Annotated in this window: 26 protein-coding genes; 9 read left to right on the top strand and 17 right to left on the bottom strand. The window is 67.4% G+C overall.

What is annotated here, in order from left to right:
- Positions 1–102: 102 nt before the first annotated feature.
- Positions 103–1143 (bottom strand): ABC transporter permease, encoded by a 1041-nt coding sequence (locus ACQHIV_RS04390; protein ID WP_427891902.1) that lies wholly within the window; start codon positions 1141–1143, stop codon positions 103–105.
- Positions 1140–2771, bottom strand: a complete 1632-nt coding sequence (locus tag ACQHIV_RS04385) for an ABC transporter substrate-binding protein (protein WP_427891900.1) — start codon at positions 2769–2771, stop codon at positions 1140–1142. Before ACQHIV_RS04385 ends, ACQHIV_RS04390 begins: the two co-directional genes overlap by 4 nt.
- Before the next feature lie 114 nt (positions 2772–2885).
- Between ACQHIV_RS04385 and ACQHIV_RS04380 the strand changes: the two genes are divergently transcribed.
- On the top strand, positions 2886–4016 hold the full coding sequence (locus ACQHIV_RS04380) for an acyl-CoA dehydrogenase family protein (RefSeq protein WP_427891898.1): 1131 nt from the start codon (positions 2886–2888) through the stop codon (positions 4014–4016).
- Positions 4017–4236: 220 nt separating this feature from the next.
- Here ACQHIV_RS04380 and ACQHIV_RS04375 read toward each other — a convergent pair whose 3' ends face one another.
- The 5 genes from ACQHIV_RS04375 to ACQHIV_RS04355 all read right to left on the bottom strand — a co-directional run bounded on the left by ACQHIV_RS04375 (position 4237) and on the right by ACQHIV_RS04355 (position 10231).
- Entirely contained in the window at positions 4237–5895 is a 1659-nt protein-coding gene (locus ACQHIV_RS04375; protein ID WP_427891896.1) for a dipeptide ABC transporter ATP-binding protein, read from the bottom strand.
- Positions 5892–6647, bottom strand: a complete 756-nt coding sequence (locus ACQHIV_RS04370; protein WP_427891894.1) for an ABC transporter permease — start codon at positions 6645–6647, stop codon at positions 5892–5894. The genes ACQHIV_RS04375 and ACQHIV_RS04370 overlap by 4 nt, the downstream gene beginning before the upstream one ends.
- 119 nt (positions 6648–6766) lie before the next feature.
- Positions 6767–7870: an ABC transporter permease gene (locus tag ACQHIV_RS04365; protein ID WP_427891892.1), complete on the bottom strand. Its 1104-nt coding sequence runs from the start codon at positions 7868–7870 to the stop codon at positions 6767–6769.
- Positions 7867–9576, bottom strand: a complete 1710-nt coding sequence (locus ACQHIV_RS04360; RefSeq protein ID WP_427891890.1) for an ABC transporter substrate-binding protein — start codon at positions 9574–9576, stop codon at positions 7867–7869. The genes ACQHIV_RS04365 and ACQHIV_RS04360 overlap by 4 nt, the downstream gene beginning before the upstream one ends.
- A 94-nt stretch (positions 9577–9670) precedes the next feature.
- The gene (locus ACQHIV_RS04355) at positions 9671–10231 is read right to left on the bottom strand and encodes an NADPH-dependent FMN reductase (RefSeq protein WP_427891889.1); all 561 of its coding nucleotides are present in this window, start codon (positions 10229–10231) and stop codon (positions 9671–9673) included.
- Between the two features lie 127 nt (positions 10232–10358).
- Between ACQHIV_RS04355 and ACQHIV_RS04350 the strand changes: the two genes are divergently transcribed.
- Entirely contained in the window at positions 10359–10718 is a 360-nt protein-coding gene (locus tag ACQHIV_RS04350; RefSeq protein WP_427891887.1) for a winged helix-turn-helix transcriptional regulator, read from the top strand.
- Between the two features lie 2 nt (positions 10719–10720).
- Here the strand turns inward: ACQHIV_RS04350 and ACQHIV_RS04345 are convergent, their stop codons facing one another.
- The 6 genes from ACQHIV_RS04345 to sfnG all read right to left on the bottom strand — a co-directional run bounded on the left by ACQHIV_RS04345 (position 10721) and on the right by sfnG (position 16636).
- Complete coding sequence (locus ACQHIV_RS04345) at positions 10721–11611, bottom strand: quinone oxidoreductase family protein (protein ID WP_427891885.1); 891 nt, start codon at positions 11609–11611, stop codon at positions 10721–10723.
- Positions 11612–12114: 503 nt separating this feature from the next.
- Entirely contained in the window at positions 12115–12618 is a 504-nt protein-coding gene (locus tag ACQHIV_RS04340) for a flavin reductase family protein (RefSeq protein WP_380190911.1), read from the bottom strand.
- Positions 12615–13118 carry an NADPH-dependent FMN reductase gene (locus tag ACQHIV_RS04335; protein ID WP_427891882.1) on the bottom strand — a complete coding sequence of 168 codons (504 nt, stop codon included), beginning with the start codon at positions 13116–13118 and terminating at the stop codon, positions 12615–12617. Before ACQHIV_RS04335 ends, ACQHIV_RS04340 begins: the two co-directional genes overlap by 4 nt.
- Positions 13115–14269 carry an LLM class flavin-dependent oxidoreductase gene (locus ACQHIV_RS04330; protein WP_427891880.1) on the bottom strand — a complete coding sequence of 385 codons (1155 nt, stop codon included), beginning with the start codon at positions 14267–14269 and terminating at the stop codon, positions 13115–13117. Before ACQHIV_RS04330 ends, ACQHIV_RS04335 begins: the two co-directional genes overlap by 4 nt.
- A gap of 10 nt (positions 14270–14279) precedes the next feature.
- On the bottom strand, positions 14280–15554 hold the full coding sequence (locus ACQHIV_RS04325; protein ID WP_427891878.1) for an SfnB family sulfur acquisition oxidoreductase: 1275 nt from the start codon (positions 15552–15554) through the stop codon (positions 14280–14282).
- Positions 15551–16636 (bottom strand): dimethylsulfone monooxygenase SfnG, encoded by a 1086-nt coding sequence (gene sfnG, locus ACQHIV_RS04320; RefSeq protein ID WP_427891876.1) that lies wholly within the window; start codon positions 16634–16636, stop codon positions 15551–15553. The genes ACQHIV_RS04325 and sfnG overlap by 4 nt, the downstream gene beginning before the upstream one ends.
- A 140-nt stretch (positions 16637–16776) precedes the next feature.
- Here sfnG and ACQHIV_RS04315 point away from each other — a divergent pair, with 140 nt between their 5' ends.
- The 4 genes from ACQHIV_RS04315 to ACQHIV_RS04300 all read left to right on the top strand — a co-directional run bounded on the left by ACQHIV_RS04315 (position 16777) and on the right by ACQHIV_RS04300 (position 20066).
- Positions 16777–17682, top strand: a complete 906-nt coding sequence (locus ACQHIV_RS04315; RefSeq protein ID WP_427891874.1) for a LysR family transcriptional regulator — start codon at positions 16777–16779, stop codon at positions 17680–17682.
- The gene (locus ACQHIV_RS04310) at positions 17679–18320 is read left to right on the top strand and encodes a nitroreductase family protein (RefSeq protein ID WP_427891873.1); all 642 of its coding nucleotides are present in this window, start codon (positions 17679–17681) and stop codon (positions 18318–18320) included. Before ACQHIV_RS04315 ends, ACQHIV_RS04310 begins: the two co-directional genes overlap by 4 nt.
- A gap of 100 nt (positions 18321–18420) precedes the next feature.
- Positions 18421–19251: a hypothetical protein gene (locus ACQHIV_RS04305; RefSeq protein ID WP_427891871.1), complete on the top strand. Its 831-nt coding sequence runs from the start codon at positions 18421–18423 to the stop codon at positions 19249–19251.
- A gap of 74 nt (positions 19252–19325) precedes the next feature.
- Positions 19326–20066 (top strand): SDR family oxidoreductase, encoded by a 741-nt coding sequence (locus ACQHIV_RS04300; RefSeq protein WP_427891869.1) that lies wholly within the window; start codon positions 19326–19328, stop codon positions 20064–20066.
- 11 nt (positions 20067–20077) lie between these two features.
- On the opposite strand, the gene ACQHIV_RS04295 is transcribed toward ACQHIV_RS04300, so the two are convergent.
- Entirely contained in the window at positions 20078–20812 is a 735-nt protein-coding gene (locus ACQHIV_RS04295; protein ID WP_427891867.1) for a helix-turn-helix domain-containing protein, read from the bottom strand.
- Positions 20813–20875: 63 nt separating this feature from the next.
- On the opposite strand from ACQHIV_RS04295, the gene ACQHIV_RS04290 reads away from it, so the two are divergent.
- Positions 20876–21283 (top strand): VOC family protein, encoded by a 408-nt coding sequence (locus tag ACQHIV_RS04290; RefSeq protein ID WP_427891865.1) that lies wholly within the window; start codon positions 20876–20878, stop codon positions 21281–21283.
- A gap of 4 nt (positions 21284–21287) precedes the next feature.
- On the opposite strand, the gene ACQHIV_RS04285 is transcribed toward ACQHIV_RS04290, so the two are convergent.
- Positions 21288–22205: an NmrA/HSCARG family protein gene (locus ACQHIV_RS04285; protein WP_427891863.1), complete on the bottom strand. Its 918-nt coding sequence runs from the start codon at positions 22203–22205 to the stop codon at positions 21288–21290.
- Between the two features lie 98 nt (positions 22206–22303).
- Between ACQHIV_RS04285 and ACQHIV_RS04280 the strand changes: the two genes are divergently transcribed.
- Complete coding sequence (locus tag ACQHIV_RS04280) at positions 22304–22858, top strand: TetR/AcrR family transcriptional regulator (RefSeq protein WP_427891861.1); 555 nt, start codon at positions 22304–22306, stop codon at positions 22856–22858.
- A gap of 263 nt (positions 22859–23121) precedes the next feature.
- Here the strand turns inward: ACQHIV_RS04280 and ACQHIV_RS04275 are convergent, their stop codons facing one another.
- Complete coding sequence (locus tag ACQHIV_RS04275) at positions 23122–23502, bottom strand: DUF1348 family protein (protein ID WP_427891859.1); 381 nt, start codon at positions 23500–23502, stop codon at positions 23122–23124.
- A gap of 346 nt (positions 23503–23848) precedes the next feature.
- Between ACQHIV_RS04275 and ACQHIV_RS04270 the strand changes: the two genes are divergently transcribed.
- Positions 23849–24016: a hypothetical protein gene (locus ACQHIV_RS04270; RefSeq protein ID WP_427891857.1), complete on the top strand. Its 168-nt coding sequence runs from the start codon at positions 23849–23851 to the stop codon at positions 24014–24016.
- Positions 24017–24525: 509 nt separating this feature from the next.
- On the opposite strand, the gene ACQHIV_RS04265 is transcribed toward ACQHIV_RS04270, so the two are convergent.
- Positions 24526–24930 carry a hypothetical protein gene (locus ACQHIV_RS04265; protein ID WP_427891856.1) on the bottom strand — a complete coding sequence of 135 codons (405 nt, stop codon included), beginning with the start codon at positions 24928–24930 and terminating at the stop codon, positions 24526–24528.
- Between the last annotated feature and the right edge of the window lie 96 nt (positions 24931–25026).

The raw sequence follows: 25026 nt of genomic DNA, 5'->3' as shown, positions 1-25026 counted from the left end.
CCGGCACGCCATCGCCAACTCCGAGCGCTCTGCCGGCCGGCCCAGCCTCTCGTGCGCCGGCGCGCCCGCCGGCCGGCTCGGTGCCCTTGGCAACGAAGTTGCTCATGGCATCGCCACCTCCGCCGGGAGCCGGCGGGCCGACCCGGCCGGTAGGTCAGCGGCTGACTCCACCGCCTGCCCGTCCGTACGCCAGCGTGCGGATCGGCGTGATCTGCCCTCGACGAGGATCCGTGGATCTACGAGTGGGTACACCAGGTCGACGACCAGGTTGACGACGACGTACGCCGCCGTGCTCAGCAACACAACGCCCTGTACCACCGGCAGGTCCTGGGTATTGACGGCGCTCACGGTCAGCTGGCCGATCCCCGCCCGGGCGTAGACCGACTCCGTCACGACCGAACCGGCGATCAGCTCACCGACCGCCAGACCGAGCAGCGTCAGCACGGGCAGCGACGAGTTGCGCAGTACATCCTGCCGGAAGATGTACCCCTCACCGGCCCCCTTCGCCTGCAGCACATGCACGAAAGGCTGTCGACGTGTCGCCCGCATCGAGGTCGCCAGCACCTGTGCCAGTGGCGCAGCCACCACCAGCCCCAACGTGGCAGCCGGCGCGATCAGCGCCCGCACCGTCCCGTCGTCCACCGACGGAATCAGCCGCAGCCGAAACGACAAGTACTGCAAGGCCACGATGCCCACCACAAACGTCGGCACCGAAGCGAACAACGACGGCACCGCGGTGACCAGCGAACGCAACCACCGCCAGCGCCCGTAGTTGATCAGCACCGCTACAACGCCTGCGAACAGCACCCCGAACACAAGACCGAGCCCGGTCAACTGCAGTGTGCTAGGCAGCGCACTAGTGATCAGGTGGCCAACCGAGTCCCCGCTGCTCAACGAGTACCCGAACTCACCTCGGAAGACGCCGCCAAGCGCATGCAGGTACTGCTCGGCGAGCGGCCGGTCGAGGCCGTAGTACGCCAGCATCACCTTCGCCTCCTCCGGCGAGATCTGCGCCTCGGGGTTGGCGATCCGGTTGTGTACCGAGTCGCCCGGCAGCGCGCTCAGGAGCACGAAGGACAACGTGTACGCGGCCCACAGCACCAGGACGGCCTGCGCCAGGCGTTTCCCGACGTACGCCGTCATTTCGACAACCAGGTGTCGTACAACCAGGACCTTGCCGTCGACTCGGTCGCGAAGCCGTGGATCTTCGGACCGAGACCGAACACCTGCGTCTCGTCGTAGAGCGGGATCACGTAGCCCTGCCCGAGTACGTAGTCCTCGATCGCCTGGATCGCCGCCTTACGCTTCACCGGGTCGAACTCCAGCGCCTGCGCGGTCAGCAGTCCGTCGAGCTTCAGGTCCGGCTTGGGACTATGGAGCACGTTGTAGCGATCGCTGCCGTACGACGCCCGCAGCACGCTCGGCTCACCGGTCGAGGTCTGCCCTTGCGTGAAGGACCACTTGGCGCCACGCGCCGTCTCGAGGGCCTGGTACTCGGTCAGCGACGCACTGTTGATCTTGAGTTCGACGCCGGCCTTCTTCCACTGCGACTGCAGCAGCTCGAGCACCGACTGCGAGACCTGGTAGTACGGCGAGACCCAGATGTCGAAGTGCAGGCGCTGACCGTTCTTGACCCTGATGCCGTCCGCACCGGCCCTCCAGCCGTCGGCGTCGAGCAGCGACTTGGCTTTGTCGAGGTCGTAGGTGAGGTACTTGCTCGAGTCACCGCGCAGCGGCGTGCCCTTCACCAGCAGACTCGTCGGCACCGGGTAGCTCGGCGACAGCACGGTCTTGTTGATCTCCTGCCGGTCGGTCGCCGCCTGCAGCGCCAGCCGGATGCTCTTGTCCTGGGTCAACGGGTTCGCATCCAGCTGGAACGCGAGTTTGTTGGTCTCACCCTGCACCGGGATCGCGTCGATCGTGCCGCCGCCGGCCGCCACGGTCTGTTCGTCGTACGGCGCGATGTTGCGGGCGATCTGTGCCTCGCCGGACTGCAGCGCACCGACCCGCGTGCCGGCCTCGGGAACCGTCTTGAAGACGATCTTCTCCAGGTATGCCTTGCCCTGATGGCCGGACCCTTCCGGCGCCCAGTTGTAGTCGTCGCGGCGCTTGAGGGTGACCCCAGTGGTGCCGTCGACCTTCTCGACCACGAACGGGCCGGTGCCGACCCAGTTCTCCAGCTTGCTCTGACCGTTGAAGTCCTGCTTCAGGTACGGCTTGCCGAGGATCGAGCTGGCACGGTAGTTCGACAGAACCTGGAGGAAGCCCGCATTCGGCTTGGTCAGCGTCACGCGTACCGTCTGCGGGTCGACGGCCGTGGTTCCCTTGTAGTTCACCCAGAACGAGTCCGGCGGGATGGCCAGCTTCTTGTCACCCAGGCCGTGCTGGTCGAAGTTCAGCTTGACTGTCTCCGCGTCGAGCGGGTCGCCGTTGCTGAACGTCACACCTTTGCGGAGGTGGAACGTGTACGTCAGGTGGTCGGGGCTGATCTCCCACTTCGTCGCCAGCCACGGTTTGAAGTCGCCGGTGGCCGGGTCCTGCCAGATCAACCGCTCGACCAGGTTGTCGCTGACGTTGCTGTTCGACCAGGTCGAGTTCGTCGCGTTCCACGCGACGTACTGGATCGGGTCGTAGAAGGTCAGCGTGCCGCCGTACTGCGGTGTGCCGCTGCCGGTCTCGCTGCCCGCGGACGATCCACCACAGGCCGACAGCAACAAGGCAGCGGCCGTCAACGCGGCCGTGGCGACCACGGATCTCCTGGATATGCGCATGGTGGACTTCCTTCTGGTACGGCCCCGAGTCTCACGTTATGTCTAGTAAATCTATAGACATAAGTTGCTTAGTAGAGTCGCGTCTCACCAGACGATCAACGGGCGGGAGACGAGATGACGACGGTGAGTTCGCTGCTCGAACAGGTCGGCAGGTACGCCACCGATCACCTGCGGCCGCGCGCGCTGGAGACCGAACGCTCCGGCGTCACGGAACAGGTCATCCGCGACCTGAGGCAACTCGGCGCTCTGAGCCACCTTGCTCCCACCGAGTACGGCGGCGCCGATCTCGATCGAGAAGCGGATCGCCGGCTGCACGAGATCATCGCCGGCGCCTGCTTCAACACCTGGCTGGTGTGGGCCCAGCACGGCCCCCAGATCGGCCGCATCCGCCAGGCCGTCGAGGCCGCAGGGCGGACCGCCGAGGCCGTGAGGCATCCGGGCGACACCCTTGGGAGGACGATTGAGGCGTTCGACTCCGAGCTCGCTGGACGGATTCTGCGCGGGGAGGTGTTCCTCGGCGCGGCGCTGAGCGACGTACGGCGGTACCCGGACCGGTACATCGCGGCACGCCGGACCTCGGACGGCTGGACCTTCGACGGGACGATCTCGTGGGTCAGTGGCTGGGGTCTCAACGAATGGCTCGGCGTCGCCGGCGTCGACGACAGCGACCCGGCCGGGCCGCGCGTGGTGTACGGACTGATCCCCGTCGGCGCGGGCGTCGACGCGTCGCCACTGCGGCTGAGTGCGGCGGGCGGCAGCCGTACCGAACGCGTCACACTCAACGGGATCGCAGTACCTGAGAACCACGTCATCGCCGTCCAGGATCTCGAGAGCTGGCGCGCCGCGGACGTAGCGGCGGCGGCCGATGCGCGGCCGCACCATTTCGGGCTGGCGGCAACGGTTCTGGACGAGCTCCACGCCTCGTCGCATCCGGCCGCCCGCCAGGTTGCCGATGCCTGGGCTCCGCGGGTGGCGAGGATCCGGGAGCAGGCGTACGCGATCACCGACGAGGTCGCGGCCGCAGGACCAGGCGCACCACAGCGCGTCGAGGAGCGCCTCGCACTGAAGGTCGCCAGCGGCGAAGCGCTCGCCACCCTCACCCGCGCGCTGCTCGTGTCCCGCGCCGGCCACGGCCTGACCGACGACGACACCGCCCAACTCCACGCCCGCTCAGCCCTCTTCCTCCTCGTCCAAGGCCAGACCGCCGCAGTCCGCGAAGCCCAACTGAAGGCGCTGGCCGGTTGATCCCCGTCCGCCACCGGCAGCCGCCCTGAGCCCGGCGAGCCGAACCGGGTCCAACCGGGCCAACCCGGCGGGCCGGGCGGGCCGGGCGGGCCGGGCGGGCCGGGCGGGCCGGGCGGGCCTCAGCCACTCACGAACCACGGCCGCAGCTGCGATTCGACCACCAGGCACGCGTGAGCAGGGTCAGCAAGCCTCGGTTGATGAGTGGCAGAGGTCCGGCACGCTAGGCCGACTGCTCGGACGGCGTCTCGTACCGGTGTGCTCCGGGGATCGCGGCGAGGAGTTCGCGGGTGTAGTCGTGTGTGGGAGAGTGGAGTACCTGGTCGGCCGGACCGGATTCGACGACCGCACCGTCCTTCATGACCGTCACGTCGTCGGCGACCTGCCGGACCACGCCGAGGTCGTGGGTGACGAACACGTAGCTGAGACCGAACTCGGCCTGCAGGTCGACCAGAAGCTGCAGGATCTGCGCCTGCACGGACACGTCCAGTGCACTGACCGCTTCGTCGAGAACGAGGATCTCCGGGTTCAGCGCGAGCGCCCGGGCAATCGCCACCCGCTGACGCTGCCCCCCAGACAGCTGCTCCGGCAACCGGTCGAGGTACTCCTCACCGAGCGAGACCGCGTCGAGCAGTTCGCGCACCCGGGCCCGGAGCGCCCGTTTGGGATATCCAAAGGCACGTAGGGGCTCGGCGATGATCCGGCTGACGGCGAACCGCGGATCCAGCGAGGTGAACGGATTCTGGAACACGAACTGCAGTCGCCGCCGAAGCTCACGCAGCGGACCGCGACCGAGTCCTGTCAGCTCGACCTCACCCACGTGGACCACACCTGCGTCCGGAGCGACAAAACCAGCCAGAACACTCGCCAGCGTGGACTTCCCCGCACCGGACTCTCCCACCACCGCGTGCGTCGTGCCAGTCCGAACCGCAATACCCACACCATCCAACGCCCGTACGACGTGACTCCGACCACCGCCGCGTACGACGTACTGCTTGCGCAACTGACGGCCGACGATCGCCTCAGACCCGTCGGCCGACCGTAGGAGCGCCGACCTCTGCTGCGCCTTGGTGGGTGTCAAGCGACCTGGGCGGTGGGCCGATGCCAGCAACCGGCGTGCGTACTCGCTGCGCAGCGGCCGTTCCACCAACTCCGGCGCGGTGCCCTCCTCGACGATCTTGCCCTCGCGCATCACCAGGATGCGATCGGATCGATCGAGCGCGACGCCGAGGTCGTGGGTGACCAGCAGCACACCGAGCTCGAGACTGCGGCTGAGCTCGATCAGGTGGTCGAGAATCACTCGCTGCACGGTGACGTCGAGGCCGCTGGTGGGTTCGTCGGCCAGGATCAGCTTGGGTTTGCCGGCCAGCGCGATCGCGATCAGCGCTCGCTGCTTCATCCCCCCGCTCAGCTCGTGCGGGTACTGCTCGTACAGTCGCTCCACGTCCTTCAGCCCGGCCGTCCGGAGATAGCCGAGTGCGTCCTCGCGGTCCGCCCGACCCGGGCTGTTGAACCGGACCGCCTCGAGCACCTGGCGGCCGATCTTCTTTGTCGGGTTCAGTGCGGTGCCGGGATCCTGCGGTACGAACCCCACATAGTTGCCGCGCACCCGAGTCAGCCGCTTGTCGGACCAGTTCGTGACATCGACCCCGGAGTACGCGATCGAGCCGCCGCGGATCCGCGCGGCGTCCGGCAGCAGGCCGAGCGCGCCCTGGATCAGCGTCGACTTCCCGCAGCCCGACTCCCCCACCAGCGAGACGAACTCGCCAGGCGCGACCGTCAGGCTGACGCCGTCGACCGCCGGGACCCAGGCACGTCGGCTCCGATAGTCGATCGCGAGGTCGGTGATCGCCAGCAGAGGATCCGGCGGCGGCTCGGTCATCGGGCGTGGTCCTTCCGGAACGACGTACTGATGCGGTGGGTACTGAGCACGACCAGGGCCAGCGCGAGGCCGGGCAGGATCGAGACGTACGGGTGCACGGCCAGGTAGTCACGGCCCTCGGCGACGAGCAGGCCCCACTCCGGTTCGGGTGGCGGGGCGCCGTACCCGAGGAAGCCGAGCGAGGCCACCGCGAGGATCGCGGTTCCGACCTCGAGCGCGGCGAGCGCTAGGACAGAATTGAGCGAGTTCGGTACGACGTGCCGCAGCACCACGGCGGGCCGCCGTACGCCGACGCCGTACGCCGCCTTCACGTAGTCCCTGCTCGCGACGGTCAGCACCTCGGCACGCATCACCCGCGCGAACGCGGCGATCGAAGAGATCCCGACCGCGATCGCGATGTTGTCGGTGGAGTAGCCGAGCACCGAGACGATCACCATCGCGAGCAGCAGGCTCGGGATCGACAGGAACACGTCGATCACCCGCATCGTCGCGGCGTCGACCGCGCCACCGAGGTAGCCGGCCACGAGCCCGATCACCGTGCCGACCCCGAACGCGATCAGTACGGCGACCAGCGTCGCCGTCAGCGTGGTGCCGGCGCCGTACACCGCCCGAGCGAACAGGTCCCGCCCAAGCCGGTCCGTACCGAACGGATGCGCCAAGCTCGGACCGGCAAAACTCAGGTCGCTGTCACCTTCGTACGGACTGGCCGCGGTGAACAGTCGAGGCACGACCGCCCAACCGACAGCGATCACAACGATCACCCAGGAAAGCAACAACACCGGCCGCCGCAAGAGGTCCACGAGACCGCCGAGGGCCGACCGCCACGCGAGCCCAGGGATGCGGCGCCGCCAAGCCATCTCCGTGGGGCGGTTCATGCTGTAGCCCCGGCAGCAGGAAGCACACTGGTCGGCGCACCGGCGACTGGGCCGTCACCGCGCCCACCACCGGTCGGCGCACCGTCGGCCGGCACGCCACCACGCACACCGCCACTCGGCGCCCCACCGCCGGACGCGCCACTCCCCGACCGAGCCGCTCGGCCTGTCAGTGTGCTGCGGAGGCGGGGGTCGAGGAGCGGGTAGATGAGGTCGATGGCGAGGTTGATGAGTGCGAAGCTTGCCGCGACGAAGACCACGATCCCTTGCACCAAAGGGATGTCGAGGGTGTTGATGGCGGTCTGCGTGAGGCGGCCGATGCCCTGGCGGGCGAAGACCGTTTCGGTGATGACGGAGCCGGCGATCAGATTGCCGAACGTGATGCCTGCGATCGTCAGCGCGGGCAGGCTCGCGTTCCGGAAGACGTCGCCGACGACGATCGCCGACCGCGGCGCGCCCTTCGCCCGGCTGGTGGTCACGTACCCGGCGCGGAACTCGCTCGCGAAGCTCCGGACCAGCAACTGCGTGATCGGCCCGGACACCGGGATCGCCAACGTAACGATCGGCAGCACCAGACTCTTCACCCCGGCGTTCCCGAACGACGGGAACCACCCCAGCCGGAACGAGAACACCTGCAGGAAGATCACCCCGACCAGGAACACCGGAACCGACACCGATGCCGACGGCAACGACTCGAAAGCCTCCCGAACCCAGCGCCGCCGGGTCGTGGTCGCGACGACCGCGACCACGAACGCGAAGACCAACGCCAGCACCAGCGCCCCCGTCGCCAGTACGAGCGTGCTCGGCAACGAGTCGAGGATCGCCGCATCCACAGCACGCCCGGACTGCACCGACGTACCGAAGTCCCCACGCACCGCGTGCCCCAGCCGGTCGAGGTACTGCGCCACGACCGGCCGGTCGAAGCCGTAGCTGTGCACCACCTGCGCACGCACCTCCGGCGGGATGCTGTTGATCTCGGCCGGATCGAACAACAGGTCCACCGGATTCGCCGGCAGCACGAACAGCAGCACGAACGTCACCGTGAACGCGGCCCACACCACGAACAACGCCCGCCCGACCTTCAGCACGACGTACCGGATCATCTGCCCTTCCACGCGTCGACGAAGTGGTTGCGCGACTGCGCGTCGAAGACGATGCCGTGCACGTACGGCGCCTCGGCGATCACCTGCGACGGGTTGTAGACCGGGTTCGCCAGCGCGTACTTGTCGACGATCAGGTCCTGCGCCTGCTTCGCGTACTCCTTGCGCAACGCCGGATCGAGGGTCGAGTCGAGCTTGTCGAGCGTCGACACGATCTCGCCGTACCCGGGGAAGTCCTTCGGCAGGTACGACCCGTCGTCAGCCTGCGGGCTGTACGCGAGCCGCAGTACGCCGGGATCGTTGCGGGACCGGTTCGCCGCCTTCACGTTCCACTTGGTCCTCGCCTTCGACTGCTCGGCGGCCCAGTCCGCGAGCGGGAGGACGGTGAGCTGGACGTCGATGCCGATCTTGCGCAGGTCCTGCTGGATCGACTCGTACGCCGGCTTGTTGGCAACCAGGTTGTTGATACCGACGAGCTTCACGACCAGGCGCTGCCCGTTCTTCACCCGGATGCCGTCCGCGCCGGGCACCCATCCGTCCGCGTCGAGCAGCCGCTTCGCCGCGTCGGGGTCGTACTTCACATCAGTGTTGCTGTAGTCCACGAACCCGGTGACCGAGTCCGCCAGGATCGAGCGGGCGATCGAGTAGGACTTCGTCAGCACGGTCTTCTCGATCGACTCGCGGTTCCAGCCGCGCTGGATCGCCTTGCGGACGGCGAGGTCGTCGGTCGGGAAGAGGGAGGTGTTGAAGTCCCAGCGGATCGCCGTACCGGACACCTGCCGCGAGATGATCGTGAAGCCGGCCGCCTTCAACGGCTCCTCGTCGGTCGTGCCGACATCCAGCGTCGCGTCGATCGTGCCGGACTTCAGCGAACCGGTCCGCACACTGGCCTCGGGGATGGTGTTGAAGACGATCTTGTCGAGATACGCCGGACCTTGGTGGTGCAGCGCCGGCGGTGACCAGTTGTAGTCCTTGCGTTTGACCAGGACCGTCTTCACCTGCTCCTGCCAGGACTCGTACACGAACGGGCCGGTGCCGATCACGTTCTTCGGGTTCGTCCGCTCGTCCGCGCTCTTCTTCAAGGTGGACAAGGAGAGGAAGCCGGGTTGGGCGTTCGCGGTGAACGACGTCGCCTGCAGGAAACTCGCGTTCGGCTTGGCGAAACGCACGACCGCGGTGAACTCGTCCGGCGTCGACGTCCCGACGTACCCGTTGAACAGCGACGCGCCGCTGGCGACGATGCCGAGCTTCGGGTCGCCGTGCACGTACTGGTCGAAGTTGGCCTTCACGGCCGCCGCGTTGAACGGTGTACCGTCGCTGAACGTCACGTCGTGGCGAAGGTGGAACGTGAACTCGGTCAACTGCTTGTTGTACGACCAGGACTCCGCCAGCCACGGCGTGATCTCACCGGTCTTCGGGTCCTGCCAGGTGAGCTTGTCGGTGACGTTGTTGCCGATGATCGACTCGGCATAGTTGCTCCCCCACTGCGGATCCGGACTGCGCTGGTAGTCGAGCAGCGCGAACTCCAGCGTGCCACCGGGGACCGGCTTCCCGTCCCCCTGCGCCGCAGCCGTATCGCCCGGCCCGGATCCCACCGCCCACACCACTCCGAGGACGGCGATCAGTACTACGGCAACGCCTCCAGCCACCCACGGCCACTTACGCCGCGGCCCACCCGCCTGCTCGATCGAGGTCAATGAGTCGGTCATCGTTGATCCTAATGTCTAGTTCTTTAGTAGACATAATAGGAAAGGCGACCGACCCAAGGACCGCCGTCCACGCCTCGGACTGCAGACTGCTGGATCAGCCCTGGCGCACGGTCGCCAGAGCGTTGGACCACGCGACCACCTGGTCGAGCAGTTCTCCGAGCGCGTCGACCTGCCGCTGCTCTGGGCGGAGCGCGGTGAAGTTCTCGAAGTCGGTGTAGAACGAGAGGGCGACTTGGCTGCGCACGGTTGCCAGTTGGAGTTCGGCGGCAATCAAGCGGAGATGCTCGACCGCCCGGGCCGCTCCGACGACGCCGTACCCGACGAAGCCGGCTGCCTTGTTGTTCCACTCGCGGTACAGGTAGTCGATCGCGTTCTTCAGCGCGCCCGGCACGGAGTGGTTGTACTCCGGCGTCACGAACACGTAGCCGTCGTACCGGTCGATGGTCTCGGACCAGCGCTTCGTGTGCTCATTGGCGTACTGACCTGCCGACGCCGGAACCGGCTCGTCCAAGTGCGGCAGCGGGTGGTCGAGCAGGTCAACCAGCTCAAACTTGGCGTCGCCGCGCTCCGATGCCTGTTCCAGTACCCACTGCCCCACCGCCTCGCCGTACCGTCCCGGACGCGTGCTGCCGACGATGATCGCGATGTTCGTCATGCGTTTCCACCTTCTGTCATGATCGATCCCGAGCGGACCGTCGACAGATGCCAACCAGCACGGAACGCCTTCCATACCGGCCTCGGCACCCGCACTATTTAGTGCGTCATGCACACGGAGGGAAGAAATGGAACCAGAACTCTGCTCCTCCGACGCGTCGCGGCAGCACACGAGAGAGGTACTCCGCCGCGTCGGCGACACCTGGTCGCTGGCGACGATCGCGCGCCTCACCGACGGCCCGCGCCGGTTCACCGAGCTGATGAAGGACCTGCCCGGCATCTCCCATCGCATGCTCACCCAGACACTGCGCTCACTCCAGCGCGACGGCCTGATCAGCCGCACCGCGTACGCCGAAGTGCCGCCGCGGGTCGAGTACGCACTGACCCCACTCGGCCGGTCACTTCTCGAGCCACTCACCGAGCTGACGCGGTGGGCCGAGAACACGCACGCCGAAGTCGCCGACCACCGCAGCCGGTTCGACGCCTGAGCTCAACCGACCGCGAGCACCAACTTGCCGCGGGTCGTTGCGCTCGCCAGGCGGTCAAGCGCAACCTTGGCCTCGGCGAGCGGCAGTACGTCGGTGACGTCGACGCGCACCTGTCCCGACCTGACCAGATCGAGAGCAGCACGACCGAACCGGCTGACCGCCTCGGGTGCACGCCGCGCCAGATCACCGATGTTGAAGCCACCGACCAGCCGGGTGTTCTTCCACAGCGGCTGCACCTGCAGCGTGAGGTCCGGGTAGCCGCCGGCATCCCCGAAGGCAGCGAGCCGCCCGAACGGCGCGAGCAACTCGATACTCTCCGCCCGCACCGACCCGCCGACCGGATCGAGCACCAGATCGACACCTCGACCGCCGGTCAGCTTCCGGATCTCCTCGGAGAAACCCTCCCGGAGCAGGACGGCGTCGTACCCGAACCCCTCGGCGTACTCGACCTTCTCGAGCGAGCCGACCGTACCGAGAACCTTTCCCGCACCGAGCGCCCGGGCGAGCTGAGCCGCGACCGTACCCACACCGCCCGCGGCTGCATGGATCAGAACGGTGTCACCGGCAACGATCCGCCCGGTCCCGGCCAGCAGACCGTACGCCGTCGTCAGCACGGTCGGCGCCGCCGCGGCAACCGTACGATCGAGCTCTCCGATCGGATAGGTGAACGCCGCCCGCGCGAGAACGTACTCCGCATAACCTCCGAAGCCCGGAAGGTACGCCGTCACCTGATCGCCGACCGCGACGTTGCCGACGTCCGGGCCGACTGCCGCCACCACGCCCGCCGCCTCAAGTCCGGGCACATCACCATCTGGTTCCGGCGGCCCGAAATCACCGCGCCAGTGCTGCAGCTCGGCGAAGTTCACACCGGCGTGCGAGACCTGGATGAGCACCTCGCCATCCCTCGGCACCGGCACCGGGCGATCGAGCTGAACCAGGGCACCTCGGACACTCTTGAAACCAATCGCTCGCATACCCGAAGGCTCACACCAGTCACAGCACAGCAGGCCGCGATCTCACATCCTGACCCGAGCGGTCTCCTGGGCAGGGACTCCCTGCCCGCCCAGGAGACCGGTGCCGGCGGTAGCCCACCACGGTCCGCCGGTTACCACGAGCATCCACTCGTGGCGCGCCGGATCGTACGTCGACGGTGCGCCCGCGGTCCCGCCTGGTGAACGGGGCCGATGGCAACCACCGGCCAGAGCACGATCCAGCTCGTGGCGTGACCCCGCCGACGACTGACGAGGTCACATCGGAAAGTCTAGTACGGCACTAGACATTCACCGCGGCGTCTCAGCGATCGAGATCGGCGAGGCCCGAGTGGCTGAGTTGTCGGCGCGCATCGACGGCCTGACAACTCCGGGACGAACTTGTCCGCAAGATGCCCTGGCCGGCCTCAGGCTGAGGCGGCCAGGCGGCCGAAGCCGCTGCGGTGGAAGATGAGCGGGGGCGAGGTGTCGGCGTGGTCGACGGCGTGCAACCGGAGGAGCACCAGGACGTGATCGCCGGCCTCGACCTCGCGGTAGATCGAGCAGTCGAAGCGAGCCAGGCCGTCGTCGAGCGTGACGGCGCCGTCCGCGGTCGCGCTGATCGCCACCCCGTCGAACCTCCGCTCGACCGGTCCGGCCAGCTGGCGGCAAACCTCGCCGTGGTGATCGGCCAGCACCGTGAGTCCGAGCCTGGTCGCGCGCCGCAGCGCCGGCCAGGTCTTGGAGGCCTTCGCCACGGATACCGAGACGAGCGGCGGGTCGAGGCTCACGGAGGTGAACGAGCTCGCCGCCAGTCCGACCAGGCTCTGGTCGACCTCGGCGGCGACCGCGACCACACCGGTCGGGAAGGTTCCGAAGGCCGCCCGAAGGAGCTTCGGGTCCAGATCCTGGTTGGTGGGGAAGGTGGTCACGCGGGTAGCCCTGCCAGCAGCCCCGTGACCGCGGGCAGCGTGTCGTCGAGCCAGTCCTTGTAGGCCGACGGGTCGTCGTACTGACTGTCGAGGACATACAACGCCCGACCTGGCACAGTGCCGCCGAGTTCTGTGAGAAGCGGGCGCAGGTGCAACTCCGCTGCCAGCGCGTGCCCCGGTCCGGCCCCGAGCATGAGCGGTACGGCGACACCTCGCAGCCCCGTACCTCCGGCGAACCGGTCGAGGAACAACTTCAGCAACCCCGTGTAGGTCGCCTTGTAGGTCGGGCTCGCGACGATAACGAGGTTCGCGGCGCCGACCTGCTCTACCAGCGCGCCGACAGACGGCGACTTCCAGTCGAGGAGCTCAGCGCCGACGGCAGCCAGGTCGACGACGAGATCAGGCTCGCCGCCGGTGAGTTCGCGGGCGAGATGTTCGGCGGCCGCGAGCGTACGACTCTGCGGCTTCGGGTTGCCGACGACAACGGCTGTGCTCGTCATGAGGCTGCCTTTCCGGGAGCGCCGAAGGGGATGGTCGATCGGGTTGTCACCGGTGCGGGATGTTGCCATCGGCCACGACGCGCGAGCTCAGGCAGCACCCCCTCGCCGAACCAGTAGGCCTCTTCCAGATGGGGGTAGCCGGACAGGACGAACTCCTCGATACCGGCCTCGGCGTACTGCTCGACGAGATCCGCGATCTCGTCGTACGAACCGACCATCGCCGTCCCGGCGCCACCGCGGACGAGACCGACGCCGGCCCAGAGGTTCGGGTAGATCTCCAGCCCGTCCTTGGTGCCCTGGTTGAGCGCGAGCATCCGCCGCTGGCCTTCGGCCTCGCTGCGTTTCAGCCCTCCTTGTACGTTGGCGATCTGCTCCTCGGAGATGCCTTCCAGCAGTCGCGCTGCCTCCGACCACGCAGCGTCCGATGTCTCCCGGGCGATGGTGTGCAGGCGTACGCCGTACCGCAACTCACGACCTTCGTCCGCGGCCAGCTTGCGGACCCGGGCGATCTTCTCCGCAACCGCTTCGGGCGGTTCACCCCACGTCAGGTACACGTCGGCGTGCCGGGCCGCGACCTTGAGTGCCGCGTCGGACGAGCCGCCGAAGTAGACGTCCGGCACCGGATCAGGCCGTTGCGCGAGCGTCGCCTCCTCGACCTGGAGATGACGGCCCTGAAACGTGACCGTCTCGCCGGCCCACAGCCGGGTGACGACCTCGAGGAACTCGTCGCACCGCTCGTAGCGACCCTCCTTGTCGAGGAAATCGCCGAACATGCGCTGCTCGTGGCTCTCGCCTCCGGTCACCACGTTCAGCAGCAGCCGGCCGCCGGACAGGTTCTGGAAGGTGCCCGCCATCTGAGCGGCGAGGAACGGCGAGATCAGCCCCGGGCGGAAGGCCACGAGAAACTGCAGCCGCTCGGTGACGGTGCTGAGCATCGCGGTACTGATCCACGCGTCCTCGCACCACGCGCCGGCCGGCGTCAGCGCGGCCTCGAAGCCGAGTTGTTCCGCGCTGCGCGCGATCTGCCCGAGGTACGGAACCGAGGCGGGGCGGCCGGACGCGCCCGCACCGACCCCGTGGCCGCCGCCGACCACCTGCCGTCCGTCGCCGCCGTTCGTCGGCAGGAACCAATGGAACTTGAGCTGTGACATCCAGGTCCTCTCAGATCTGTCCGTGCCGAGGCGGCAGAACGCCGTCGACGGCCCAGCGGCCGAGGTGCTGGACCTTCCACGCCGCGGGATCGTGCAGGGTGTGCGTGCGCGCGTTGCGCCAGTGCCGATCGAGGTCGAGCTCGGCCAGCGCGGACCGGGTACCGGAGACCTCGAACAGCCGGCTCGAGACCTCGACCGAGGTTTTCGTCGTGATCGCCCGCGCCGCCGCCACCGCGAGACTGGCAGCGCCTGCCGTCTCCGCGGTCAGGTCAGCGTTCGCCCGATCGAGCACACGGCCCGCCTCACCGAGCACGGCATCCGCAGCCCGTACTGCGAGTTCCAGGTCACCGAATGCCTGCACCACGAGCGGATCATCCGCAGCCCGCAGCACACCCGCGTCCGGGTAGGGGCGGCTCTTCGTACGAACGAACTCCGCAGCATCGTCGAGCGCCGCCCGGGCGATGCCGGCGTCGATCGCCGCGTGCAGCAGCTGCGCGTAGGCGCCGTACGTCTGCGGTGCATCGAACATGACGGCGTACGGCGTGATCCACTCGTCGGTCACCGCGACGTCTGTCAGCCGAACCGTCCCGCTCGCCGTCGTCCGCTGGCCTACGGCGTCCCAGTCGTCGATCACCTCAAGCCCCGGTGCGTCACGGTCGACCCAGGCCACCGCCATCGGGCCGTCCACCCCGCGATGTGCCAGTACGGCGACCCGATCGGCGAGCAGTGCGCCGGTGCAGTAGAACTTCGTCCCGTTAAGCCGCCACCGGCCGGGGCCGTCGGGCGTCAGCGTCGTACGGAAGTCGCGGACGTGGGCCGTGCCGCGCTCGGACTGCGCGTTGCCGATGGTCCGGCCTTGCAGGACCTCGGCGAAGATCCGCTGCTTCTGTGCGCCCGAACCTTGCCGGACCGCCTGATTCAGGTAGACGAAGTGGCTGTGCGGGATCTGCGCGACGTTAGGGTCGCCCGCCGCGATGATCCGGAACACCTCAGCCACGACAGACGCCGGCAGACCGGCCCCGCCGTAGGCCTCCGGCACACTGATCGCCAGCAACCCACTCTCGGCGAGGGCCCGGACCTCACCGACCGGCAAGATCCGCCGAGAGTCCCGCTCCGCGGCACCCGCAGCGATCTGCGCCGCTAGTCGCCCGGCGACGCGCACCGCCTCCTCCGCACCAAGCACCGGCACTGTCCCTGCCTCCTCGGCGCCGAGGACCGAACCGCGTGGTGTCCTGTCTGCGTCGAGGTTCTGCGTCTGTTCTGCGTTCGCGGGTGTGAGCGTCATCCGACCCGCTCTCGGTCGGCCGCCTCCAGTTCGCGGACGATCGGTAGGACCTTCTGGCCGAAGTACTCGACGTCCTCGAGGTAGTGCAGGAAGCCGAGCAGGAACAGGTCCACCCCACGGCGCTTGTACTCGACGATGCGCTCCGCAATCTGCTCCGGCGTACCGATCAGGCCGGTACGGAAGCCGTCGTTGTACTGCACGAGATCGGCGAACTCCGAGTCCTGCCACATCCCCTTCTTGTCCGAGGTCGACTGCCCCGCCTGCTTGACCGCGGCACCGAAGCCCTCGACCGCCTCGCGGTCCGCCTTGTCGATGATCTCCCGCAGCACGTCCCGGGCCTCCGCCTCGGTGTCCCGGGCGACCACGAACCCGTTCACCCCGAACCGCACCGACCGGCCGTGCACCTGGGCGACGTCGCTGACGTCGCGGATCTGCTCCGCGACGCCGTCGGGCGTGTTGCCGTTCGCGAAGTACCAGTCCGAGACCCGGCCGGCCATCCCCCGCGCGTCGCTCGAGTTCCCGCCCTGGAAGATCTCCGGGGTCGACACCGGCTTGGGTTTCAGATCGAAATCGTGCAGCCGGTAGAAGTCACCGTTGAACTCGGCGTGCTCCGACGTCCAGATCTCCCGTACATACCGGATGAACTCCTCCGAGCGCCGGTACCGCTCACCGTGCTCCAGCCACGGCTCCCCGAGCTTGGTGAACTCGTCCTTGAACCAGCCACTGACCACGTTGATCGCGGCCCGACCACCGGACATCTGATCGGCACTCGCGATGAACTTTGCCAGTACGCCGGGCTGCCACATCCCCGGGTGGATCGCCGCGATCACCTTCAGCCGCTTGGTCGCCAGCAGCAGCGCGAGACTGAAGCTCGTGGACTCGTGCTGGTACGCCGCGCCGTACGACGCGATGTAACGGACCTGGGTCAGCGCATATTCGAAGCCGTTGTTCTCGGCGAGCTGTGCGAGCTGCTTGTTGTACTCGTAGCTCCAGTCCGTGCGCTGCTCGATCTTGCTGACCACCAGGCCACCGCTCACGTTCGGCACCCAGTAGGCGAACTTCAGCGCGTCTCCGCTGGTCATGTCCTCGCTCCGCCCGTCTCACGTTCTGACTCGACACCCAATGTCGACAGGATTACTGGACAATGGAGGAGGTTCAAGGGAGTTGCTGCCAGCTATCGCCGATCACCGCATCGGCGGATCCGAGGACGACGGAGGTGGAGATGCGGATCGAGCAGCTCGAGTTCATCGCGGCCGTGACCCAGCACGGCTCGCTGCGCCGTGCCAGCGAACATCTGCACGTCTCCCAGCCCGCGCTCAGCGAGGCGATCGCGAAACTCGAGCGCGAACTCGGCGTACCACTGCTCGACCGGCGCCGCTCCGGCGCCCGGATCAGCGCCGAAGGCCGCGACCTGCTCCGCAACATGATCGAGGTCCTGGAAGCCGTCGACCGGCTGAAGTCCGCCGCCGGCGACCAGACCGCTGCCGCCCGCATGCTCCGTATCGGCACGGTGAACGCCGGTACGTCGTCCCTGCTGCTGCCCGCACTGCGAAAGTTCCAGACCATCCGGCCCGGCGCGACCGTCGAGATCCGGAACCTGCAACAGAGCGAGATCGAAACCTCGCTCGCCGAAGGCGGTCTCGACGTCGGTCTCGTCAACCTGCTGAGCGGCGACGACACACCACCCGGCCTGGACGGTACGCCGGTCCGGCACGGGCACCCGGTCGTGGTCATGCCAACCGGACACGAGCTGGCCTCCCGCGCGGAGGTGACGGTCGACGAACTGCGCGCCGAGCCTTTCGTCGGGATGCGCGCCGGCTACGTCATGCACCGCTTCGCACACCGGATCTTCGGCTCCACGCTGCCCCGCGACTGGCACAGCACCGACGGTGCCGAGATGGGCAAGACGATGGTCGTCGAGGGCTTCGGCCTGACCGTACTGCCGGACTACAGCGTTGTGGACGACCCGCTGACCCGAGCAGGCCTGATCACCAGCCGCCCGATCGCCGGCGACCGGACCCTCGTCACCATGGTCCTCCTGCAACGCCGCCAAGGGCGCCCGTCACCCGCCGTCCGCGACCTCGTCACCACGCTGACCACTCTCAACTCCCAAAGGTTGTCCGCATGAATTCCAGGCTTGACCTGTCCGCAGATCAGTTGCTCACCACAACAAGAACCGTTCGCAAGCGACTGGACCTGGAACGACCGGTGCCGCGGGAGGTGATCCGGGAACTGATCGACATCGCCGTACAGGCCCCGTCCGGAAGCAACGGCCAGACATGGCACTGGCTGGTGATCACGGACCCTGACAAGCGCGCCGTTATCGGCGACTACTACCGCCGATCCTTGCAGGCCTACTTCGCCAACCGGGACGCCGCCGAGCCGACGGTGGATCCAGAACGCGCAGCGGTTCAGGAGCGGGTCCGCAGCAGCTCGTCGTATCTCGGCGAGCACATGGGAGATGTGCCGGCGCTCGTCATCCCCTGCATCGAAGCCGCTACCTTGCCGGCCGGCAACCAGGCCGGACTGTGGGGCTCGATCCTGCCCGCCGCCTGGAGCTACATGCTCGCCGCCCGCTCCCGCGGGCTCGGCACGGCCTGGACCACACTGCACCTCAAGTACGAGACCGAGATCAGCGAACTCCTCAAGCTCCCCGGCAATCTGCGCCAGGCGGTCCTGATCCCCACCGCCTACTCGATCGGAACCACCTTCAAACCCGCCGCCCGCAAACCCCTCGACGAAATCCTCCACTTCGACACGTGGTAATCCCGGAACCGGACACACCCGTGGGACCGACGCCACCCGGGCGGTCCGCGGCCGCTACACGCTCAGCGGACCGGGCTACGAGATCGTTTCCGACGGCTCCGTGCGCAGCGGCGGCCCCGGCGAGGAAGCCAGCTCACTCGACCTACTGGTCACCTCACTTGTGTCCTGCGCGCTGAACGCCTTGCGGCACGACTTCGTCGAGAGCGGGCAGCCCGAAGGACAGGTGGAGATCTTCGCCCGGATCGAGCGCAAGGTCGAGGGCGACTACCTCGGCACCTTGATCATGGAGTGCTTCATCGACGGCGTCGACGACCTGACCGCCGACCAACTCGTCGCCGAGTACAAGAAGCGCTGCCGCATCTACAACGCCCTGAAGGACAGCCTCCCAGTCGTCTTCGTCCCCCAGGTTGCTCCGTGGCGGGCGATGGCGGACGGCCCGGATCCCATCGACGGCAGCATCCCCAGCGCGGTCACCACCTCCGTCAAGGACGACTTCGCCGGGTGCCTCCACGGACGCGGTGTCCGGCCAACCGACGACATCGTCGTCTACACGCGCCGCGTCGAGGAGCTCTCCTCCGCAACCCGCGCGTGGTTCACCCTCACCTGGGCGGGTTACTCCTCGGTGATCCCCCACGTTCGACCGCCGTACGGATACTCGGCCGAGCTGATCGCGCCGGACGGACGATGGCGCCCAGCAACAGATCTCCGCAAGTGGTTCCTCCACCGGCGCGCGATCGGCGGCCACCACGTCGGGGCCTACTGCGGCGGCGGTGTCTCCAGCTCGCTGCTCGTCTTCGCAGCCGCTGTGATCGGCCAGCCGATCGGCTTGTACGTCGGCTCCTGGTCGGCATGGTCCGCGGACCCGAACCTCCCTGTCGAGCAGGGCGCAGCGCTGAGTCGCTCCCCACTGCTCGATACGGACTGCGCCTGATCGAGATATCGCTCGGACTGCGCCGCTGTCCGGCCTACCATGACTGAAACAATCGGTTCATCGGAGGTGGCGACGTGGACTTCTCGCTGAACGGACGCACCGCACTGGTGACCGGATCGGTGCGCGGTCTCGGACTCGAGATGGCCCGCGGGCTCGCCTCCGTCGGCGCCCGGGTGGTGCTCAACGGACGCGACGCGGACACGCTGAGCGCGGCGGCGAGCGAGATACCCGGCCACGTCGAGTATGCCGCGTTCGACGTCACCGATCTCGATGCGGCACGATCCGCGGCAGCCGGCCTCGGGCAGGTCGACATCCTGGTCAACAACGTCGGACACCGCGACCGGCGTGGCTTCGGCGTACTGGATTCGTCAGCTCTCCGACGGATGCTCGACGTACACGTGGCGTCGGCCTACTCGCTCAGCCGATGCGTTGCCCAACGGCTGATCGAAGCCGGCCGATCCGGACGAATCATCAACGTATCGTCGGTGATGGGACAACTCGGACGTACCGGTGACGTCGCCTATCCGGTCGCCAAGGCCGCGCTCGACGGACTGACCAGGGCCCTCGCCGCGGACCTGGGTCCACACGGCATCACCGTCAATTCGATTGCGCCAGGAACGTTCGCGACCGAGGTCAACGCCGAGTTGGCGTCGGATCCACAGTGGACGGACTGGTTACGGAGTCGCACGGCACTCGGTCGCTGGGGCCGGCCCGAGGAGATCGCCGGAGCGGTCGTCTTCCTCGCGGGCGACGCGGCGTCGTTCATCACCGGTCAGACCCTCGCGGTCGACGGCGGCATCACGACAACCTTCTGACCGTCGGCGATCTACCTGGCCACCGGCGTGCCGACGAGGACCCAGCCGCCGCCAGACCGTAGCAGCGCCAGCTCGAGCCATCTCAGGCCGTCCCGTGTCCGCATTTCCACCGCTCTGGGCGTGAACTCGCGCACCGACCTGCACTGCCACCAGGCCGACAGGTCGGGTCGCGCGGTCAGCAGTTCCTTCACGACATGGGCAGCCCGAGTGTCATCTGGACGCGTATCGGCGTACAGACGGAACTGGCGAAACAGGTCGACCGACAGTTCATGCCAGGCCCCCACACGATGCTGTGTGTGCTGGTCGGCGGTCAGCAGCAGCAACAGGTTCCCGTGCACCTCCGGCCAGGCCGTCACCGAGGCCTCGTTGCGGGCGACAATGTCGAACCGCTCGTCAAGTACCAGGGCAGGGCTGTCCGGCCACGCCGTGATCATGGTGGCCAACGCAGCATCCGGCACAGCCGCGCGGGGTACGGCACGAAAGCCGGCCAGCGCCAACGCATGGTCATGATCGACCGATGTCAGCCGCAGCGCGCGGCACACAGCGTCGATCACCTGGCGAGAGACTGACACGCGGCCTTGCTCGAGCCACGTGTACCAGGCAACACTCACCCCGGCGAGCTCAGCGACTTCCTCGCGCCGCAGACCCGGCGTACGACGGCGTCCATTGCCTGTAATGCCGAGATCAGCCGGGTCCAGCAACCCACGATGAGCCCGCAGAAATGCGCCGAGCGCCGCACCGTTCACTCTTCCAGCCTATGACTTCCGCCTGACTGGCTACCGATTGCTCGATCCCGCAGGCTCGAGGTCATGACGAACAACGACACTCTGTGGCGGCTGAACCCGGACTCGTCCGAGCTACAGCACCCGCGCACCTTCATCCGGGTCTTCGTCGCACCGGGTGAGCTCAGCTCCACGGTCACCTTCTACGAAACGTTGCTCCAGGTGAAGGCGGACATGCGGATGCCGTACCCCGCACGCGGGCTCTCCCTCGCAGCCGTGGGCGGCTTCCTGATCATCGAAGGCGACGACGACGCGCTGGAACCGTTCCGCCGTACTGTCGGGACGCAACTGGTTCACGACGCGGACGTCTACTTCGAGCGCCTGCTGGCACTCGGCGCCGAGGTCGTCCATCAACCCATCGACGTACCCGTCGGCCGTGGCTTCACCGTCCGCCATCCCGACGGCACCATCGTCGAGTACGTCCACCACCGCTGACCGGTTACGGCTTCAGGTTGTCGTGGAGCCACGCGTTGAAGGTTGTCAGCGGGATGCCGAGTTCTTGTGCGTACTGCGGCCGTGCCGGCTGGCCTACTGCGTTCAGCCACTCGTGTGAGGCGCCCATGGGCGGCATCCCGGCGGCCAGTGCCTCGGCTTCGGTCATGTCGGGCGCAGCGAGTTCGACTCCGACAGTCTTCGACAGCGCGGCGGCGACTTCTGCCATCGAGAGGAAGTCTCCGGCCAGCTCGAGTTCCACGCGGTTGAATCGTTCCGGATCGGCGATCGCCGCAGCGGCCGCGGTCCCGATGTCGTGCACCGCGATGAGTGACAGCCGGGTCGTAGGTTTCAGGACACTGACCAGGCCGCCCTCGATGCCCCGCGGGAACAGGAACGCCATGGACGGCAGGAAGTTCTCCATGAAGAACGCCGGCTTGAGTAGCGTCCAGGCCGGGAATCCCGCCGTACGGACGTGATCCTGGATGGCAGCCTTCGCGCCGAGGGTCGGCTCCATCATCGCCCAACGGCCCTCGGCCCAGCCCGGCGCATCGACATGCTGACCAGCGCCCGACACCGACGTATGCACGAACTGCTGGACACCAGCAGCCATCGCACCGTCAACGAGATTGATGCCCTGGGCAACCTCACCGGCGAAATCGAAGCCGTCCCCCTCGAAAGCCGGCATCTGCACCGAGAACACGGCCCGAACACCGGTCGCGGCCTCCACCACCGAATCGCGATCACGCAGATCGCCCCGCACCAGCTCGGCGCCCAGCGCCTCGACCGCCTTGGCACGCTCTGCCTCGGTATCGCGGACCAGCGCCCGTACCGGAACACCTGCTGCCAGCAAGGCGCGGGCGGTCGCACCGCCCTGCCTCCCGGTGGCACCGGTCACGAGGACCGGCGCGGAGTCGTTCGCCATCGTTCACTCCCTGGATCGGATACAAATGGCGGGGTCCGCCACTTATCATCGGCTACGATATGGCGGACCCCGCCAGATAGCAACCCGGAGGTGACCGCATGGTCGAGCAACGTGCGGACGCGCGCCGCAACTACGCACGAGTCCTCACCGTGGCCGAGCAAGAAGTCGCCACCCACGGCCCGAACGCCTCCCTGGAACAGATCGCCCGGATCGCCGGCGTCGGCTCAGCCACCGTGCGCCGCCACTTCCCCACCCGCCGCGCGCTCCTGGAGGCAGTCTCCCGCCAGCGCATCGCCGCCCTGTGCGCACGAGCAGACGAGTTGTCCAGCAGCGACGACAGCCGTACCGCACTCCTGGACTGGCTCGGCGACGTCGTCGACTACTGCGTCTCCGCCCGCGGCCTCGCCGAAGCACTCGCCTACGACGGCGACACCCACAACAACAGCTGCTCCAAAGCCCTCGAACACGCCGCCGGCCCGCTCCTACAGCGCGCGGTAAACGAACGCATCGTCGCCGCCGACGTGACCGTCGAAGACCTCATCACGCTCGCGGTCGGGCTGGCCCTGGCGACCGAGCACTACCCCACACCCGCCATCCAGGCCAACAGACTCCTCCAACTCACCGTCAACGGACTCAGCCCACAAATCCTCTGATGCCGTGCTGCATTCGCACGTGATGCGCACGCGATCTCTGGCTTCGGTCTATCGAAGGTCTCCAGCAGGGTTCGGCCTAGGCTGCCGTCGTGGGCGGGCCGAGTCGGTCATGGAGGCGGGCCAGCGACCCTCTGAAGTCCTCCGGTCGACCGGAGGCCCGGCTGACGATGAGGGCGCCCTGGATCCGGCAACGGTGTCGGCGGCGAGCGTACCGGCTGCCCGTCGAGGATGACCGGCGCGCGTGAGCGCGGACTCCAGGGCTGCTATCCAGTCCGCGAAGTAGTCACGGATCGCGGCAGCCAAGCGTTCACGTTCCTGTCCGAGAGCGAGGCATACCAATTTGCGGGACTCTTCCGCTCCGACTCCTCGATCGCCAGATCGTTGATGCTGGCGTGGTGCTCCGCCATCAGACCCTCCTCGTCGAAGAGCCAATTCTCGTTGCCGTACGCTCGGAACCACTGACCCGCATCGGAGCGCCACTCGTAGGCGAACCGTACCGCGATCCTGTTCTGCCGTAATCCCCAGCGCTCCTTGATCAGCCGGTAGTCATTCTCCCGCCCCCACTTGTTGTCAGGAGCTTGATCACCGCACTGTCGGGGTCGAACGGAGGCAGCGGGTCGGAACGAGTGGTGGCGCGCGAGCATTCCCTTGTGGGTAAGGCTATTTGAGTTCGGCGGAGGTTTGCCGAGGAGGCGGCGGGCAACGATCAACTGCTGGATTTGCTGGGTTCCTTCGACGATGTCGAGGATCTCTCCGGTGCTCAGCGCCAGGCGCGGCCAGCGTGCGCCAATGTGACGTCTGACCTGGGGATTCGCTGCTCATCGGCACCCGCCGCTCATCGACGGTTCTCAGCGTTCCACGGACCAGTGACGGACCTGAGCAGAGCCACGGCCTCTCGCACCTGTCGTGCGGACATCGGTCGACCCATAGCCTAAGTAGTCACAGCAATCAGCGATCGCCCATCTCGCTAGGACCGGGTCGCGCCACCTCTTGGCGACGCTCGAGGTCCTGCATCAACGCTCGAATGCGGAATTCAGTGACAGCAATGCCGACGCCAAGTATCAGGAGCAGGACGCCCACCGCCGCAACTGGCCTACGAATTCCGAAGACCTTGCTACTACGATCGGGGAGACCGATGAGGCCGACGAGAACGGCTGAGGGCAACACAGCAAGCGCAAGTCTGGAGACTCGGCCCGACCGCCCGCGGATGCGCACTCTTCCCGACCACTCTGGAGCAGTCATCCAGAGCCAAACTGTCAGCGCGATACTGAGGAGCCAAGCGACGCTCGAACCGGTCGGAGTGCGGACATAGCCTAAGACGATTGCGCCGACATATAACACGAGAGCGGCGAGGAGTGCGCCAGAGGCTTGCTCGACCACCGGCTCGAACAATCACCTGAGGCCGGCGGGGCTTATGGGCAGCTCTGACGCGCGAACTATCACGGACAGGGGTTGCACGTCTGCGACCGGCGATCCGCAGACGTGTGGACGCAACTCTGACTACCACCGACGAACCCCTCCAACGGCTCCTCGTCAACAAGACCTAACAACGATGCACCGCCGCCTGGCATCGTGACGCTCCAGGGCAGGAACAGGTGCCGCAGGATCAACCGCGGAGCTCAGCCGCCCAGAACATCTCGGCCGACCTGGTCACAGGCGCCTCGCTCCTAGCCAGGCGGGTCCTCTGCGTGATCGACCCACCCCGACTTGATGTCGTCCACGGACATATCTGGAGTCAGTTCGACGTGTCCGTTGTACGCCTCATCGACCGCCCATATCCGTCGTCCTGGACCCTCCGGCAGAGCGGAGGGCGCCCACAGCATGACTTCGATCGCCTGCTCAGCTGTGCCATCGGTCGAGATGCCGTCGCGGGTGCGGAAATGGAAGATCTGGAACGCCGGCTCGCCCGGACGATCGATGCGCGCCGCGACATCCACCGACGAGTCGCCGTCTGCGCGCTGGACCAGCGAAGTGACCTGCGGGCCGAAGCCTGTGACGACCGCTTCCTCGAAGCGTTCCTTGGACAGATCGAAGCCGTCTTCTTCAGGCGACAAGATGATCATGTTCGGCATCAGCGGTCCTCTTCTGACCAGACCTGGACGTCCAGGTCGATGTCCTCGCCAATGATCTTCCGAGCGCGCTCTCCGAGGAAGCGCGCCGCGGCACCG

Origin of the sequence: Kribbella polygonati (assembly GCF_050320105.1) — a bacterium.
Lineage (GTDB): Bacteria > Actinomycetota > Actinomycetes > Propionibacteriales > Kribbellaceae > Kribbella.
Note: the sequence above shows the minus strand (reverse complement) of the source record. Positions and strands in the feature narration are given on the sequence as shown.

What these genes read in the sequence shown, in the direction of transcription:
- ACQHIV_RS04390 (WP_427891902.1), bottom strand. Translation starts at nt 1,143, where the DNA reads ATGACGGCGTACGTCGGGAAACGCCTGGCGCAGGCCGTCCTGGTGCTG.
- ACQHIV_RS04385 (WP_427891900.1), bottom strand. Translation starts at nt 2,771, where the DNA reads ATGCGCATATCCAGGAGATCCGTGGTCGCCACGGCCGCGTTGACGGCC.
- ACQHIV_RS04380 (WP_427891898.1), top strand. Translation starts at nt 2,886, where the DNA reads ATGACGACGGTGAGTTCGCTGCTCGAACAGGTCGGCAGGTACGCCACC.
- ACQHIV_RS04375 (WP_427891896.1), bottom strand. Translation starts at nt 5,895, where the DNA reads ATGACCGAGCCGCCGCCGGATCCTCTGCTGGCGATCACCGACCTCGCG.
- ACQHIV_RS04365 (WP_427891892.1), bottom strand. Translation starts at nt 7,870, where the DNA reads ATGATCCGGTACGTCGTGCTGAAGGTCGGGCGGGCGTTGTTCGTGGTG.
- ACQHIV_RS04360 (WP_427891890.1), bottom strand. Translation starts at nt 9,576, where the DNA reads ATGACCGACTCATTGACCTCGATCGAGCAGGCGGGTGGGCCGCGGCGT.
- ACQHIV_RS04355 (WP_427891889.1), bottom strand. Translation starts at nt 10,231, where the DNA reads ATGACGAACATCGCGATCATCGTCGGCAGCACGCGTCCGGGACGGTAC.
- ACQHIV_RS04350 (WP_427891887.1), top strand. Translation starts at nt 10,359, where the DNA reads ATGGAACCAGAACTCTGCTCCTCCGACGCGTCGCGGCAGCACACGAGA.
- ACQHIV_RS04335 (WP_427891882.1), bottom strand. Translation starts at nt 13,118, where the DNA reads ATGACGAGCACAGCCGTTGTCGTCGGCAACCCGAAGCCGCAGAGTCGT.
- ACQHIV_RS04330 (WP_427891880.1), bottom strand. Translation starts at nt 14,269, where the DNA reads ATGTCACAGCTCAAGTTCCATTGGTTCCTGCCGACGAACGGCGGCGAC.
- ACQHIV_RS04325 (WP_427891878.1), bottom strand. Translation starts at nt 15,554, where the DNA reads ATGACGCTCACACCCGCGAACGCAGAACAGACGCAGAACCTCGACGCA.
- sfnG (WP_427891876.1), bottom strand. Translation starts at nt 16,636, where the DNA reads ATGACCAGCGGAGACGCGCTGAAGTTCGCCTACTGGGTGCCGAACGTG.
- ACQHIV_RS04315 (WP_427891874.1), top strand. Translation starts at nt 16,777, where the DNA reads ATGCGGATCGAGCAGCTCGAGTTCATCGCGGCCGTGACCCAGCACGGC.
- ACQHIV_RS04310 (WP_427891873.1), top strand. Translation starts at nt 17,679, where the DNA reads ATGAATTCCAGGCTTGACCTGTCCGCAGATCAGTTGCTCACCACAACA.
- ACQHIV_RS04290 (WP_427891865.1), top strand. Translation starts at nt 20,876, where the DNA reads ATGACGAACAACGACACTCTGTGGCGGCTGAACCCGGACTCGTCCGAG.
- ACQHIV_RS04285 (WP_427891863.1), bottom strand. Translation starts at nt 22,205, where the DNA reads ATGGCGAACGACTCCGCGCCGGTCCTCGTGACCGGTGCCACCGGGAGG.
- ACQHIV_RS04280 (WP_427891861.1), top strand. Translation starts at nt 22,304, where the DNA reads ATGGTCGAGCAACGTGCGGACGCGCGCCGCAACTACGCACGAGTCCTC.
- ACQHIV_RS04275 (WP_427891859.1), bottom strand. Translation starts at nt 23,502, where the DNA reads ATGCTCGCGCGCCACCACTCGTTCCGACCCGCTGCCTCCGTTCGACCC.
- ACQHIV_RS04265 (WP_427891856.1), bottom strand. Translation starts at nt 24,930, where the DNA reads ATGCCGAACATGATCATCTTGTCGCCTGAAGAAGACGGCTTCGATCTG.